Source organism: Paraburkholderia heleia NBRC 101817 (genome assembly GCF_000739775.1).
Taxonomy (GTDB): domain Bacteria; phylum Pseudomonadota; class Gammaproteobacteria; order Burkholderiales; family Burkholderiaceae; genus Paraburkholderia; species Paraburkholderia heleia.
Genome location: NZ_BBJH01000057.1, coordinates 1 through 14,645, shown reverse-complemented (window position 1 = coordinate 14,645; position 14,645 = coordinate 1). Strand labels below are relative to the sequence as shown.

At 69.1% G+C, this 14,645-nt stretch carries 13 protein-coding genes; 8 read left to right on the top strand and 5 right to left on the bottom strand.

Going from position 1 to position 14,645, the window contains the following annotated elements; translation table 11 throughout:
• The first annotated feature begins 381 nt into the window (after nt 1–381).
• The gene (locus BHE01S_RS32995) at nt 382–1,305 is read left to right on the top strand and encodes a hypothetical protein (RefSeq protein ID WP_042271852.1); all 924 of its coding nucleotides are present in this window, start codon (nt 382–384) and stop codon (nt 1,303–1,305) included.
• Nucleotides 1,306–1,539: 234 nt separating this feature from the next.
• Here the strand turns inward: BHE01S_RS32995 and BHE01S_RS32990 are convergent, their stop codons facing one another.
• Nucleotides 1,540–2,385, bottom strand: a complete 846-nt coding sequence (locus BHE01S_RS32990; RefSeq protein ID WP_042271849.1) for an aldo/keto reductase — start codon at nt 2,383–2,385, stop codon at nt 1,540–1,542.
• A 158-nt stretch (nt 2,386–2,543) separates the two neighbouring features.
• On the opposite strand from BHE01S_RS32990, the gene BHE01S_RS32985 reads away from it, so the two are divergent.
• Complete coding sequence (locus tag BHE01S_RS32985; RefSeq protein WP_042271847.1) at nt 2,544–3,290, top strand: GntR family transcriptional regulator; 747 nt, start codon at nt 2,544–2,546, stop codon at nt 3,288–3,290.
• Between the two features lie 21 nt (nt 3,291–3,311).
• Here BHE01S_RS32985 and BHE01S_RS32980 read toward each other — a convergent pair whose 3' ends face one another.
• Nucleotides 3,312–4,751, bottom strand: coding sequence for a CoA transferase (locus BHE01S_RS32980; RefSeq protein ID WP_042271917.1), 1,440 nt, complete (start codon nt 4,749–4,751; stop codon nt 3,312–3,314).
• Nucleotides 4,752–4,895: 144 nt separating this feature from the next.
• Between BHE01S_RS32980 and BHE01S_RS32975 the strand changes: the two genes are divergently transcribed.
• Entirely contained in the window at nt 4,896–6,146 is a 1,251-nt protein-coding gene (locus tag BHE01S_RS32975) for a citrate synthase family protein (RefSeq protein WP_042271845.1), read from the top strand.
• Nucleotides 6,147–6,180: 34 nt separating this feature from the next.
• On the opposite strand, the gene BHE01S_RS32970 is transcribed toward BHE01S_RS32975, so the two are convergent.
• Complete coding sequence (locus BHE01S_RS32970) at nt 6,181–6,561, bottom strand: DUF2917 domain-containing protein (RefSeq protein WP_042271843.1); 381 nt, start codon at nt 6,559–6,561, stop codon at nt 6,181–6,183.
• A gap of 237 nt (nt 6,562–6,798) precedes the next feature.
• Between BHE01S_RS32970 and BHE01S_RS32965 the strand changes: the two genes are divergently transcribed.
• The 3 genes from BHE01S_RS32965 to BHE01S_RS32955 all read left to right on the top strand — a co-directional run bounded on the left by BHE01S_RS32965 (nt 6,799) and on the right by BHE01S_RS32955 (nt 11,401).
• Complete coding sequence (locus BHE01S_RS32965; RefSeq protein ID WP_042271914.1) at nt 6,799–8,244, top strand: aminotransferase-like domain-containing protein; 1,446 nt, start codon at nt 6,799–6,801, stop codon at nt 8,242–8,244.
• A gap of 139 nt (nt 8,245–8,383) precedes the next feature.
• Nucleotides 8,384–9,826 carry a multidrug transporter subunit MdtD gene (gene mdtD / locus BHE01S_RS32960; protein ID WP_042271840.1) on the top strand — a complete coding sequence of 481 codons (1,443 nt, stop codon included), beginning with the start codon at nt 8,384–8,386 and terminating at the stop codon, nt 9,824–9,826.
• Between the two features lie 303 nt (nt 9,827–10,129).
• Nucleotides 10,130–11,401: an EAL domain-containing protein gene (locus BHE01S_RS32955; protein WP_042271837.1), complete on the top strand. Its 1,272-nt coding sequence runs from the start codon at nt 10,130–10,132 to the stop codon at nt 11,399–11,401.
• A gap of 3 nt (nt 11,402–11,404) precedes the next feature.
• On the opposite strand, the gene BHE01S_RS32950 is transcribed toward BHE01S_RS32955, so the two are convergent.
• Nucleotides 11,405–12,517 (bottom strand): sigma-70 family RNA polymerase sigma factor, encoded by a 1,113-nt coding sequence (locus BHE01S_RS32950; RefSeq protein WP_052406216.1) that lies wholly within the window; start codon nt 12,515–12,517, stop codon nt 11,405–11,407.
• A 175-nt stretch (nt 12,518–12,692) separates the two neighbouring features.
• On the opposite strand from BHE01S_RS32950, the gene clpP reads away from it, so the two are divergent.
• On the top strand, nt 12,693–13,337 hold the full coding sequence (gene clpP / locus BHE01S_RS32945; RefSeq protein WP_042271835.1) for an ATP-dependent Clp endopeptidase proteolytic subunit ClpP: 645 nt from the start codon (nt 12,693–12,695) through the stop codon (nt 13,335–13,337).
• A gap of 25 nt (nt 13,338–13,362) precedes the next feature.
• Here the strand turns inward: clpP and BHE01S_RS32940 are convergent, their stop codons facing one another.
• Nucleotides 13,363–14,013 carry a TetR/AcrR family transcriptional regulator gene (locus BHE01S_RS32940; RefSeq protein WP_042271832.1) on the bottom strand — a complete coding sequence of 217 codons (651 nt, stop codon included), beginning with the start codon at nt 14,011–14,013 and terminating at the stop codon, nt 13,363–13,365.
• Nucleotides 14,014–14,076: 63 nt separating this feature from the next.
• On the opposite strand from BHE01S_RS32940, the gene BHE01S_RS32935 reads away from it, so the two are divergent.
• A partial coding sequence (locus BHE01S_RS32935; RefSeq protein WP_042271829.1) for an isochorismatase family protein occupies nt 14,077–14,645 on the top strand: 569 nt, incomplete at its 3' end.

Here is a 14,645-nt window from a genome sequence, read left to right as displayed (position 1 = left end):
AAAACTGGCTACATCGGCAACAGGCATCCGGCCGCCGCAATCCAGTGCATTCAGTGCATTCAGTGCAATCGGCCCCGTCACGCGCGGGTCGCGGCACCGGGCGGACGATGACCGGCCGCTCGACGCGCTTGTAATCTGCCGTCCCACGCGATGGGTTCCGACAATCCACAAGCAGTCCTGCACAAACCGGTCATCTTGCGCGCGGCCTGACCGGGTGCCTTTTGTTTGGCGAGTACCGTTTCAGCCGGATCGAACCTGACACGCCGGCGCGCAGCGAGTGGCGAGCCTGACGGAGTCGGCGCATGCGCACCAGGCGTGCGGCCTGCGCGGGAGCACGGGAGACGACAGCGCATCACGCTGCCGCCCTGCGGGGAGAACAAGATGAAGAAGACCAGCATTTACCGGTACTGCTATTTGATCAGACGGGGAGCAGGCATGTGTGCGGTGAGTGCGGGCGTGTTGTTGCCCGCGACCTCGGCGCACGCCGCAGGCGATGTCATCAATCCGGTGATCCTGCTCGCCGATGCACCTTTGCCGGCGAGCGGGGCCGAGGGCTTCGGGGCTTTCAGCGCGCCGGCTGCTGCGCAATCGCCTGCCGCAAGCACCTTGTCGACAACTGATTCGGAGTCCGATTCAGTGACGTTGGCGAGCGACGTTTCTACGGTGTTCGCACCGAACGATTGCATTAGCCGTCCGGGCGGCGCGTGTTTCCGGGGCAACGGCGGCGGCCATGGCGGCTCGGGTTCGTCGAGCGGTGGCGGCAGCGGCGGCGGTGCGGGCGCCGCGACGGCCAGCACAGGAGGGCTTGGCCGCAGCGGCAGCTCAGGCGTAGGAGGGACGGGGCCGAGCGGCTCGGGAGGCGGTTCCAGCAACTCCGGCGGCGGGAAAGGCGGCGGTGGCAGTAACAGCAGTGGTGGCAGTAACAGCAGTGGTGGCAATAACGGTGGTGGCAATAACGGTGGCGGCAACAGCGGTGGCGGCAACAACGGTGGCGGCAACAACGGCGGCGGCAACAGCGGCGGCGGCAACAGCAGTGGCGGCAACAGCGGTGGTGGCAACAACGGCGGCGGCAACGGCGGCGGCGGTTCAGGCGGCTGTGGATGCGGCAGCCACGGCGGATCGGCAAACGGCCCTTCGGGCGGCCCCGCAGGCGGATTCGGCGGAGGCTTTGGCGGGGGGTTCGGCGGATTCGGCGGCGGATTCGGCGGCGGATTCGGCGGCGGATTCGGCAAAGGTGGACCGTCGGGCGGCCCGGGCGGCGGGTACGGCGGCGGACACGGTGGCGGCCATGGCAGCGGTCATTGACCCTGTACGGCGGTGCAGGCAGACCGCAGCAGCCACTCCGATCTGGCGCGACGGCCAGGCGCGCCAGTCCTGGCGTCGGCGGCGGCGTCCCGGTCCCCCGGCCGGGCACCGCCGCCGTGGGCCGGTCGCCGGATGCGCGATGCGCGTGGCGTTCCCGGTCGGCCAGGGCGGCTGTCCGCTCACCCTACGCCGGCGCAAACCATGACCGCACGGAGCGCGTACCCCGCTCGCGCCCTACAGCATCTCCAGCCCACGCTTGCTGCGCGGCGGCTTGAAATACGCGTCGAGCGCCGCATGCTCCTCGGCCCCAAGCACGAGATCGAGCGCCGCGCGGTTGTCGCGCACGTGCTCCACGCGAGCGGCCTTCGGAATCGCACAGACCCCGCTTTGACCCAGCACCCACGCCATCGCCACGCGATAGACCGACACCCCGTGTGCGTGAGCGATGTCGTCGAGCGGCGAGCGCCTCGGCAGGCGCGCATGATCGACGGGGCTATACGCCATCACCGGCATGCGATGCGCCGCGCTCCACGGCAGCAGGTCGAATTCCGCGCCGCGCCGCGCGATGTTGTAGAGAACCTGGTTGGTCGCGCACGCGTCGCCGCGAGGCGTGGCGAACAGCTCCTCCATGTCGTCGGTGTCGAAGTTGCTCACGCCCCAGTGACGGATCTTGCCCGCGCGCACGAGCGCTTCGAACCCTTCGACCGTCTCTTCGAGCGGCACCCCGCCGCGCCAGTGCAGCAGATAGAGGTCGAGCCGGTCGGTGCCGAGGCGTTTCAGGCTCGCCTCGCACGCACGCGCGACGCCGCTGCGGCTCGCGTTGTGCGGATACACCTTGCTCACGAGAAACACCTCGTCGCGCAGGCCCTGCAAGGCCTCGCCGACGAGGCGCTCGGTCGCGCCCTCGCCGTACATCTCGGCGGTGTCGATGAGCGTCATGCCGAGCGCCACGCCTTCGCGCAGCGCGGCGATTTCCGCGGCGCGGTGCGCGCTGCGCTCGCCCATTTCCCATGTGCCCTGCCCGAGCGTCGGAATGCGTTCGCCGTCCGGCAACGCCACGCTTGCGATATCGGTCGTCATGATCTCCCTTTGCGCGCTGCAACGGCGCTGACTGGCAAAGAACGGCCAGTGTATCGCCTCGCGCCCAATGCGGTCATACGCACTCTCGCGAGCCGTTCATTTCCGCGATCGCGCATCGATGACATAAAATTGCCGTTCGCCTTTCATGCCTGCCTCCCATGAACGCACCCACGGAAGACCGCTGGCGCGACCTGCGCCCGGACCCGGACAACGACACGCCGCTCTATCTGCAGCTTGCGCGCAAGCTGAGCCTTGCAATTCACGACAATCGCTGGAACGCGGGCGAAGCGCTGCCTTCGGAGCGCGTGCTCGCGGAATCGCTCGGCGTTTCGCGCATCACGGCGCGCAAGGCGATCGCGCTGCTCGTCGAGCAGGGCCTGATTCGCCGCACGCAAGGCGCGGGCAGCTTCATCACGCCGCGCATCGAAGACCCGCTCTCGCGCCTCACGAGCTTCAGCGAGATGCTGCGTCAGCGCGGCTTCACGCCGAGCTCGCGCTGGCTCTCGCGCGAAATCCAGCCCGCGAGCCGCGATGAGGTGATCCAGCTCGGGCTCTCGCCGGCAGCGGCCGTCACGCGCCTAAAGCGCCTGCGTCTGGCCGACGGCATCGTCATGGCCGTCGAGAACTCCACCTTCCCCGCGGCGCTGATTCCCGACCCGAATGCCATTGGCGACTCGCTCTATAGCTTTCTCGAACAGCGCGGGCTTTCGATCGTGCGCGCGCTGCAACACTTTCGCGCGGTGAACGCGAGCGAGGAAATCGCGCGGCAGATGAGCATCGCGCCCAACGACGCGCTGCTGCTCATCACGCGCGTGGGCTATACCGCCGATCAGCGCGCCATCGAACTCACCGATACCTACTGTCGCAACGACTATTACGATTTCGTCGCGGAATTGCGCAAGTAGCGCGCGAAAACGCGGCAACGCCTAGTCGCTCCATGCCGGCGCGTCGTGGCCGATCGGCACCGGCGGCCGCGCATGAAACGCAGGCGTGAGGTCGAGCCGCTCGGCGGGCGCCACTGCGCGCACCCGCCCGAACGGCGAATCCATTTCCTCCAGGCAATCGGCGAGATCGGCGGCGCCCACCTCGGGCGCCTGCTGGCCGTCTTCGAGCGTGCCCATGGTCTGCAGCCAGCGGCCCGTTTGCGCGAGCGAAAGGCGCACGTGCCAGCTGCCGCCTTCGCGCATGCGCCGCGCGAGCGCGACCATCGCGCCGAACGCGGCGAGATAGCCCGTCGCGTGATCGAGCGCCTGGCACGGCAGCGGGCGGGCCGTGGCGAACGGCTGCCCACCTGCTGCGCCGTTGCCATGTCTTGCTGCGGCGGCGCTCTCGGCCCACACGATGCCGCTCGCCGACTGCACGAGGCTGTCGAAGCCGCGCCGCTCGCGCCATGGCCCACGATGCCCATACGCGCTGATCGACACGCACACGATGCCGGGCCGCACCTGCGCGAGCGCTGCGGGCGCGAAACCGCGCGCGGCGAGCGCGCCCGGCCGATAGCCTTGAACGAACACATCGGCGTCGCGCGCCAGTGCGCGCAACTGCTCGCACGCGGCTGCGTCACGCAGATCGAGCGTGGCCGAGCGCTTGCTGCGGCCGTTGTCGATCACGAGCGGCGCGATGTTCGGCAGATGCGGGCCGTTGATGAGCAGCACGTCCGCGCCATGTTGGCCGAGCGTGCGCCCCGCCACCGGCCCCGCGATGATGCGCGTGAGGTCGAGCACGCGCACGCCCTCCAGAGGGCGCGCGGCTGTGGCCGCTGCCGCGCCCGCTCGCGGCGCCTCGGCGGGCGCGTCGCCGATACGCTCGATCTCGAAGAGCGGCAGGCTCGCCACCGCCTTCGCCTGTTCGTGCGCGGCCCACTCGCGCGGCGCGCGCACGAGCGCGGCGCACAGGCCCGCTTGCGCGAGCGCGTCGTCGAGCGCCGCGCCTTCCCAGCCAAGGATCGCGCGCGCCACGGCGTCGCGGTCGTCCGCGCATTGGAGCACGCGCAGGATGCCCGCGAGGTGATGCGGAAAGTTCGCGTGCAGCTGGACCCAGCGTCCATCGCCGGTCGGGAAGTGGCCCGTCACCGGATGACGCAATTCCGTCGGCGGCCTGCCGTCCACGCTCAGATAACGCTCGCTGCGAAACGCGGCCAGCGCGCGGCGCACGTCGATCGCCACGCGCTGCTTGCAGCCCGTGCGCAGTGCGTGCAGTTGCGCCGCCGCGAGCCCCGCCGCGCCAATGCTCGCCGCCGCGAGCGTGCCCACGCGAAAGATCGACGGCAGGCCCGGATCGGCGCCGGCCATGTCGAGCCGGTCGAGCGCCGCCGGGTCGCAGCCCGCCAGCATCCAGAGGTGTTCGAGCGCGTCGCGTGGCGTCATGGCGTGCAGTCCTTGTGCGAAGAAAGCGAGGAGAAAACGAGCCGAAGTGACGTCATGAATCGTCGCGCCGCCCGAATTCCCAATCAATCTTGATTATCATGATCAACATAGATTGATTTCTCCGGTTTCAGGAGGCGAGCCACCATGTCCAGCTATATGACCGCGGAGCAAGCCGCTGCCGAACTCGGCATCAGCCGCGCCACGCTCTACGCCTATGTGAGCCGCGGACTCATCGCCTCGGCGCCTTCGCCCCATGGCCGCCACAACCGCTACGACGCCGCCGAGGTGCGCCGCCTCGCGCGCCGCAAGGCCGACGGCAAGCGCGCGGGGAAGATCGCGCAGAAGGTGCTCGACTGGGGCGTGCCGGTGCTCGAATCGTCGATCACGCTGATCGCCGACGGCAAGCTCTTTTATCGCGGCGAGGACGCCATCGCACTCGCGCGCCAGGCCTCGCTCGAAGAGGTCGCGGCGCTGCTGTGGCAATGCGCACCACGCCGCGTGCTGCAGGCGCCCGAGGCGCCCATCGCGGCCGCGCAATGGTCGGCATGGCTGAAGATCTGGAGCGGTCACACCCCGCTCGAACGTGCGCTCGTGCTGTTGCCCGCCGCCGCGGCGCAGATGCCGCGCATCTGGGCGCAGGGCCGCGACGCGCAAATCGACACCGGTGCGATGCTCATGCGCCTGCTCGCCGCGGCGCTCGTTTCCGCCGCGCCGTCGAACGAGCCGCTGCACCGCCAGCTAGGCGAAGCGTGGGGCGTGCGCTCGCGCGCGCAAACCGACCTGCTTCGCGCCGCGCTCGTGCTGTGCGCCGACCACGAACTGAATGCGTCGACGTTCACGGTGCGTTGCATCACGTCGACCGGCACGCATCTGTTCGGTGCGGCGACGGGCGGTCTCGCCGCCCTGGCGGGGCCGCGCCACGGCGGCGAAACCACGCGTGTGGCTGCGCTCTTCGACGAAGCCGCGCGCGCCGACGACCTGCATCGCTATCTCGCCGGCCGTCTCGCGCCCGACGAATCCGGCGCGGCCGTGCCGCTCTCCGGCTTCGGCCACCCGCTCTATCCCGCTGGCGACCCGCGCGCGCGCCTGTTGCTGGACCTGCTCGCACAACGCGCGCCGGCGCGCTCGCCCATGGACGAAGTCGACGCGCTCGCCCAGGCCGTGGCCGAGACGAGCGGCGCCCGGCCGACGCTCGACTACGCGCTTGCGGCCATCGAGCGTGTACTGGGGCTGCCTCGCGGGGCGGCGTTCACGCTGTTCGCCGCGGGCCGCGTAACGGGCTGGATCGCGCATGCGCTCGAACAGGCCGCCGACGGCCGGCTGATCCGTCCGCGCGCACGCTACGTGGGGGAAACGGCGGGCGATTCGGCGCATGCCGCGCGGCACATCGCGTAGCACGAGCGGCAGGGTCAACCCGGGTCGCCCCGGCTCAACCCGCCGCCCGGACACCCCACTGCCCGCGCTGCACCCAGCCGCGCAACGCCTCGCCGATGCGTGCCGCGACACCGCTCGCACCCGCCGCGCGCACGCGCTCCACGTCGACCGGCGCCACCGTCCACGCTGGCGCAGCGGCGCTTGCGCCGCCGAGCGCCAGCACGAAACGCGCCCCTTCGCGGCCCGCGCTCACGTGCACGCGCACGCCGGCGGCGAGCCCGACCGACTCGCCGGCGCGCAGCCAGTAGTCGCCGGCGTCGCCCGCGATCGTGAGCCAGAGTTCGCCTTCGCTCACATGCAATTGCATGGGCTGCGCGAGCCGCCAGGTTTCGACGGGCTCGCCATGTTCCAGTTCGAAGATTCGGATTTCGCGCATTGCCGTGCTCCTTGCAGACTGGCCGCCGAGTCCCCTCGGGCGGCCACCGGAAGGTGGCTGACAAGGACTTGAAGCCCCTTTCCGGTAGGAGCATTATTGCGGTCAGCGACGCACGAACCCATGTACAGTTCCGAACAGTTCATCTGGAACTGTACAGCCAAAAAACCGGACAGTCACTGCCGTTTCGAACCGCAGCTTCAAGCGGCAAACCCAGGCGGCATCCCCAGCGAGACCCAGATGAAACTCGAACTCGACCGCGCGAGCGATGTGCCGCTCACCGACCAGATCGTCACCGGCGTGCAGACGTGGATCCGCTCGCGCGCGGCGCACCCGGGCTCGCGCCTGCCGTCCATCCGGCAGTTCGCCGCCGACTACGCCATCAGCCGCTTTCCCGTGATCGAGGCCTATGACCGGCTCGTCTCGCTCGGCTATCTCGACTCGCGCCATGGCTCGGGCTTTTACGTGAGCGAGCACGCGCGCGCGGGACTCTCCGGCATGGGCACCTGCGACCTCTCGAACGCCGCCGACGAATCGGGCCATCTGCTCAGCCAGCTCGAACGCGAAGGCGAGCTGCTGCAGCTCGACAGCGGCTCGATCCCGCAGGCGTGGCGCGACATCGACGCGCTCGGCCAGGCGATCCGCCATGTGTCGCGCAGCGACCCCGCGAGCCTCGTCGACTACGGCACGCCGACAGGCGACGCCACACTGCGCGAGCATTTGCGCAACCGGCTCGCGCCGCTTGGCATCGTCGCCGAGACACAGCAGATCCTCATTACCGAAGGCGCGAGCGAAGGCCTCGACCTGCTCATGCGCTACATGCTCAAGCCCGGCGACACGGCATTCGTCGAAGACCCCGGCTACTACAACCTGTACGGCCTGCTCAAACTGCACGGCGTGCGCCTCGTGGGCATTCGCCGCACGGCAAGCGGGCCCGATCTCGACCATTTGCACGCGATGCTCGCCGAACACCATCCGCGCGCGTTCTTCGTCAACACCGTGTTCCACAACCCGACCGGCTCGACGATCTCGCCGCCTGTCGCGTTCCGCCTGCTGCAGCTCGCACGCGAGCACCGTTTCACGATCGTCGAAGACGACATCTACGCCGACTTCCAGGCCGATCCCACCGACCGCCTCGCGGCGCTCGACCAGTTCGAGCACGTCGTGTACGTGGGCGGCCTCTCGAAGACGCTCTCCTCGGCGCTGCGCGTGGGCTACGTGGTGGCCAGCCCGGCGATCGTGCGCGATCTCGCGGCCATCAAGGCGCTCACCACCATCAGCGGCTCGCGCTTCACGCAGGCCGTTGCCGCCACGCTGCTCGAGCGCGGCGCGTACCGCAAATACCTCGATCGGCTGCGCCGGCGCATCGCCGAAGCGCAAGGGTCGGCCACGCGCACACTCGAAGCGCATGGGTGGGCGCTGTTCGGCAGCGCTGCGTCGGCGGCGTCGACCAGCGCGCGCGGCTATGCGCAGACGGGTGGCAAGTTCGTCTGGGCACGCGTGCCGCACGTGGAGGATTCCACACGCCTCGCAGCCTGCGGCGAGCCGCTCGGCGTAGCGGTCTCGCCGGGCAGCCACTTCCGCCCGCAAGGCGAGACGAGCCCGTGGATCCGCATCAACGTTGCGCTCACGCTCGACCCGCGTGCCCAGGCGTTCTTCGCGGCGGCGGCGCGCCTGCCCGGATGAGCGCGCAGCGGCCGCACGCCCCGGCGCCTGCGCCACGTGCGCCACGTGCGCCACATGCGCGGCAGCGGGCCGGGCCGTCTGCGTGGGCGCGCCGTTTTCCCTACAATGGCGCTTGCCTGCGCGCCCCCTCTCTTCGCCCATGTCCGAATCCACTGCTGCGTCCAGCACCACACCTTCGCCCCGCTCGCTGTCCGTGATGCTGTGGCTCGTCGCCACGGGCTTCTTCATGCAGACCCTCGATTCGACCATCGTCAACACGGCGTTGCCGGCGATGGCGCGAAGCCTTGGCGAGCTACCGTTGCGCATGCAATCAGTCGTCATCGCGTATTCGCTGACGATGGCGGTGATGATCCCCGTATCGGGCTGGCTCGCGGACAAGCTCGGCACACGGCGCGTGTTCCTCGGCGCGATCTTCGTGTTCACGGTCGGTTCGCTCCTGTGCGCGAGCGCGCATACGCTGGACCAGCTCGTGGTCTCGCGCGTCGCACAGGGCGTGGGCGGCGCGATGCTGCTGCCGGTCGGCCGTCTTGCCGTGCTGCGCACGTTTCCCGCCGAGCGCTACCTGCCCGCGCTCTCGTTCGTGGCGATTCCGGGGCTGATCGGCCCGCTCATCGGCCCGACTCTCGGCGGCTGGCTCGTGCAGATCGCCTCGTGGCACTGGATCTTTCTCATCAACGTGCCGGTGGGCGTGGTGGGCTGCGTCGCCACCTTCATCTTCATGCCCGACAGCCGCAACCCCGACACGCCGCGCTTCGACCTGCCGGGCTACCTGCTGCTCGTCATCGGCATGCTCGCGATTTCATTCGCGCTCGACGGCCGCAGCGAGTTCGGCATCCAGCACGCCACGGTGCTCGTGCTCTTCATCCTTTCGCTTGCCGCGTTCGTGGCCTACGGTCTGCACGCGGTGCGCACGCCACGGCCGATCTTTTCGCTCGATCTCTTCAAGATCCACACGTTCAGCGTGGGCCTGCTCGGCAACCTGTTCGCGCGTATCGGCAGCGGCGCGATGCCGTATCTGATTCCGCTGCTGCTTCAGGTGGCGCTCGGCTATACGGCCTTCGAGGCCGGCCTCATGATGCTGCCCACGGCCGCCGCGGGCATGTTCTCCAAGCGCCTCGTGACGTATCTCATCATGCGCTACGGCTACCGCAGCGTGCTGGTTTCGAACACGGTGCTCGTGGGCCTCATGATGGCGAGCTTCGCGCTTTCCACGCCCAGCGAGCCGCTGTGGATGCGCATCGCGCAACTGGCGATATTCGGCGCCGTGAACTCGATGCAGTTCACGGCGATGAACACGCTCACGCTCAAGGATCTCGGCACAGGCGGCGCGAGCAGCGGCAACAGCCTCTTTTCGCTCGTGCAAATGCTCTCGATGAGCCTCGGCGTGACCGTCGCGGGCGCGCTGCTCACCACCTTCACGGGCATCATGGGCCACAAAACAGGCGAGAATGTGATTCCGGCGTTCCACGCGACCTTCATTTGCGTGGGCATCATCACGGCGGGGTCGTCGTGGATCTTCGCGCAGCTCTCCCCGGACCTGCGCCACACCGCGAAGAAGACCGATCCGTCCGAACGGACCTGATAGCGGACCTCATGGCGGGTCTGACGAGCCGGGGCCGCAGCCCTTGTGGCGGTCGTTGCGGCTGCATCCTCGCCGCCGGCGCGCGCACCGCAAAGGTGCGGCGCGCCTCGTGACCGTGCGTAGCCTGCGTTTGCGCCGGATTCGCACACCAACCCGCACGCCATCCCGAAATGGCCGTGCGCCCCCGCACAGGCAAATGGCCACGGCACTTGGGACTCGCATACTTTTTGCTGTCCTATCCTGTAAACTTGACGCTCACGCGTCCCGTCCGTCACGTCCGTCCCGCGCGACATCGAAACGAAAATGACCAGCATGATCGACCTCGATCCCCCCGGCTTCCAGTCTCGCCCCATCGCCGGCGAAGAAGGTGCCCGCCGCACCGTGCTGTACGGCGGCTATACCGTCTTCAGCGTGTTCCAGCCCGTGTTTTCGGTCGCGCACCGGCGCGCGATCGGCTATCACGCATCGCTGCGCGCGCACGACGAGCACGGGCAGCAGGCGCCGTCGCAGGAGGTGTTCACGCAGGCGGCGCGCCGCGGCGACCTGCTCGAACTGGGGCGCCTCGCGGAATCGCTGCATCTGGGCAACTTCAATGCGTTCGATTCGCATGACGAATGGCTCTTTCTGAGCCTGCACCCCGCCGCGCTCATGGACACGAGCTACGGCGACGCCCTGCTTGCCGGCCTCAAGGCGCTCGGGCTGCAGCCGCAGCGCGTGGTGCTGGAAGTGTCGGAACAGGCGGGCGGCGAAAATTCTCGCTTCGCGGAAATCATCGACGGATTGCGCAAGGCGGGCTTCGTGATCGCGCTGGATGGCTTCGGCGCCAAGCATTCGAACATCGACCGCGTGTGGCAGCTGCGGCCCGACATCGTCACGCTCGATCGCAGCCTGCTCGCCCAGGCGAGCCGCCACGCGCATATCGAGCGCGTGCTGCCGGGGCTCGTCTCGATGCTGCACGAGTCGGGGCAGCTCGTGCTCGTGGGTGGCCTTTCGACCGAGCGCGACGCGCTGATCGCGCTGGAGAGCAACGCCGACTTCGTGCAGGGCGCGTATTTCGCGCGGCCCGACGTCGAGCCGGTGCCGCCCGCCAAGGCCGCGCAGCTCATGGACGATCTTTCGGCCCGTCTGCGCGAGCGCGTGGCCGCGCGCGAGCATGCGCAGTCGGCGCGTCTCGCGCCGTACGTGAGCGCCATCGAGGCGGCGGCGAAGCAGCTTGCCGCAGGCGCGAACATGAGCGACGCCACACTGCCGCTGCTCGGCCTCGACGACACGGCGCGCTGCTTCCTGCTTGACGCGTCGGGCCGCCAGATCGGCGACAACGTGCTGCCCGACGGCCGCACGTCGCAGCGCGCCAAGCGCTTCCGGCCGCTGCTGCATTCAGAGGGCGCAAGCTGGGAGCGGCGGCCTTACTTCATCGGTGCGATGAGGGCGCCCGGCCGCGTGCAGTTCACGCCGCCCTATCTGTCGATCAACGAGGCGCACCTGTGCGTCACGGCCTCGGTCGCCGTGCAGACGGAGCACGGCGTGCAGGTGCTGTGCGTCGATATCAACTGGGACGCCGCCTTGCGCGGCTGACATTCAGGCGAGGACGAGCGGCTGCGCGAGCGTCGTCGCGCAGCCGTGAGCGGTGGACGCGCGAGCCGTGACGGATAGCGTCGAGATGCACGCCGCACCATCGCTCGAGGCGAGCCGGGCCAGCATCCTGCGCACCGCGTCGCCGCCGAAAGCCCGGTTGGCCGCCCTGAGCCGGTTGGCCGGCCCCGCGCTTCCCTCTTCCATCGCCGCAATACAGACGACCGGCTCGGGCAGCCCGCAGCGGCCGTCGCGCACATGCAGCCAAGCCGCGAGCGCGCCGTCCTGCGCGACGAGCGCCACGCCGGGCTCGCCGTCCAGCGCAAGCGCTTCGGCGCGCACAACGCGCGCGGCGGGGGCTTCCTGCGGAGCCTGGCCTTGAGCCGCTTCGGCCGCGCCCGCCGCAACCAGCGCGTTTGCCGTCACGCCGAGTAAATCCATCAATCCCACGCGATCCTGCGCGTGCAGCACATCGCGCAAGCGCTCGACCGTGCGCGCGTGCTGCACTTTGTCGGGTGGAACCGCCTGCGGCGCAGCCTCGCGGGCGAGCCGAAGCCGGGCACGCCGCACGATCTGCCGGCAATGCTCGTTCGTGCAGCCGGTGAGCGCGCCGATCTGCGCGTAGTCGCAGTCGAAGGCCTCGCGCAGCACGAACACCGCCTGCTCGAGCGGTCCCAGCCGTTCGAGCAGGAGCAGCAGCGCGTCCGAGAAGCGCCGCGCGCGCAAACCCGCCTCTTCCGCCGAAGGCGACGCATCGTCGAGCCATGCGGCCTCGTGTTCGCCCGCCTGCTCGCGGCGCAGGCGCCGCAGCCGGTCGATCGCGAGGCGCACGGTGACCGTGGCGAGCCACGCCTGCGGTGCGCGCAGGGCTGGTGCGTCGGCGTCGCGCCAGCGAAACCACGCGTCCTGCACGACGTCCTCGGCCTCCGCGCGGCTGCCCAGCACGCGCGCGGCCAGCACAATGAGCCGCCCGCGCGCCTCGCCGAAGGCGGCGGCGCGGCGGGCGTCGGTCCAGCCTGCCGCGTCAGACCCGGCTCCGGCGCTTACTGGGGTCGCAGCCTCATTGCGCCCGGCCCCTGCCGGACTCGTTCCTTCGATTGTGTCGATCGCCTGCATCATTCGCTTCGCTCCTTCGCCATGCATTGGCTTTCGCCCGTTTCCCTCATGACGTTCGGCGCGCGGCCAGCGTGACAGCCGCACGCAAAAATATTGGCGTCACGCGCGGGCTGCGCCGGACGTCATGGCGGCAGCGGCGCAATCGCGCCGTCAACGGAAAAAAATCACGAGGCCAGTCATGCCATCCTTCGCACTGAATCATGCAGCATTACCGCCGAGCGCGCTCAATCTCGTCCCGACCGTGATCGAAACCTCGGGGCGCGGCGAGCGCGCCTACGACATCTACTCGCGCCTCTTGCGCGAGCGCATCGTGTTCCTCGTCGGGCCGGTGACCGAACAAAGCGCCAGCCTCGTGGTCGCGCAACTGCTCTTTCTCGAAGCGGAAAACGCGGACAAGGACATCAACCTCTATATCAATTCGCCGGGCGGCTCGGTCTACGACGGACTCGCCATTTACGACACGATGCAGTTCATCAAGCCCGATGTCTCGACGCTGTGTACCGGTTTCGCGGCCAGCATGGGGTCGTTCCTGCTCGCCGCAGGCGCGCAGGGAAAACGCTTCGCACTGCCAAACGCGCGCATCATGATCCATCAGCCTTCGGGGGGCGGCCAGGGCACCGCCGCCGATGTCGAGCTGCAGGCGCGCGAGATCCTTTACCTGCGCGAGCGTCTGAACGCGATGCTCGCCGCGCGTACCGGACGCGGCATCGAGCAGATCGCGCACGACAGCGACCGCGACAACTTCATGTCGGCCCAGGCCGCCGCCGAGTACGGCTTGATCGACCGTGTGCTCCAGTCGCGCGACGACCCGCTACTGCGCTAAGGCGCGGTGTCGGCGGCTCGCGGCTTCACGCGAGCCGCACGGCGAGCCATGCCGCCAGCACCCCCTTGTACTCGGCGACCAGCAGCTTGCGCTCCTTCGGCTTCGCCGCGGCGTATAGCGGGTTGAGGCTCTTGATGACCTGCAGCATGACTTCGGCCACGCGATAGGCTTCGTCGGGCGCAAGCGCCGGCTGATAGCGCAGGAACAGCGCCGTGAAGCGCTGGCGCAGCAGGTTGCGCACGGCCGCATCGCGCCTGAAGCCGAGCGGCACGGAAAGCAGAGGCAAGTACGCGGGATAGTCGTGCATCAGATCGACCATCAGGTCGAACAGACACTCGACCAGCTGCGCGAGCGGCAGCTTGCCTGCATCGTCGTGCGCGGCGATGAGCGCGCTCCAGCGTGCGTCCATCTCGTCGCCGTAGCGCTTGCGCAGCGCAAGGGCCAGTGCCTCCTTGTTCGGAAAGTACTGATACGCCGCACCGACCGAAACGCCCGCCTGCTGCGCGATCTGGGTCATCGTCGCCGCTTCGAAGCCGCGCCCGGCGAAGGCTTCGCCCGCGGCTTCGAGCAGTGCGTCGACCGTGCGCGCCGCGCGTTCCTGACGCGGCACGCGCCGGGCGTTTTCGCGTGCCGGTTCCTTTTGCGCCTCCTTGCGCGCGAGCGGGTCTGCCGCCATATCTGAAGCCTCCCTCACATTCATGTATGATTATGTGAAGCCATCCTCACATATAGGTGAACCATGACGCAAGCACTTTCACTGAACGCGCGCACCACGGCGCTCGTGATGATCGACCTTCAGCACGGCATCGTCGGCCGCCAGATCGCGCCCTATAGCGGCGCGCAGGTCGTGGCCAACGCCAAGCCGCTTGCCGACGCCCTGCGCGCCAGGGGCGGCACCGTCGTCTGGGTGCACGTGCTCCTGAACGAACTGCTCGCGCTGCCCGCCGACGCGCCCGGCCGCACGCCCGACACGCCGCCCGCGCCGGCCGAAGCTTCCGAACTCGTGCCCGGGATCGGCGCGCAGCCCGGGGACGTGATCGTCGCGAAACGCCAATGGGGCGCGTTCTACGGCACCAGCCTCGAACAGCAGCTGCGCCGCCGCGGCATCGACACCATCGTGATCGGCGGCATCGCCACGAACTTCGGCGTCGAATCCACTGCGCGCGCGGCGTTCGATCTCGGCTTCAAGCTGGTGTTCGTCGAAGACGCCACGTCGGGTCTGAACGAAGAGATGCATCGCTTCGCGTTCGAAAAGACGTTCCGCCACATGGGCCACGTGCGCTCGACGCAGGAAGCCATTGCCGCGTT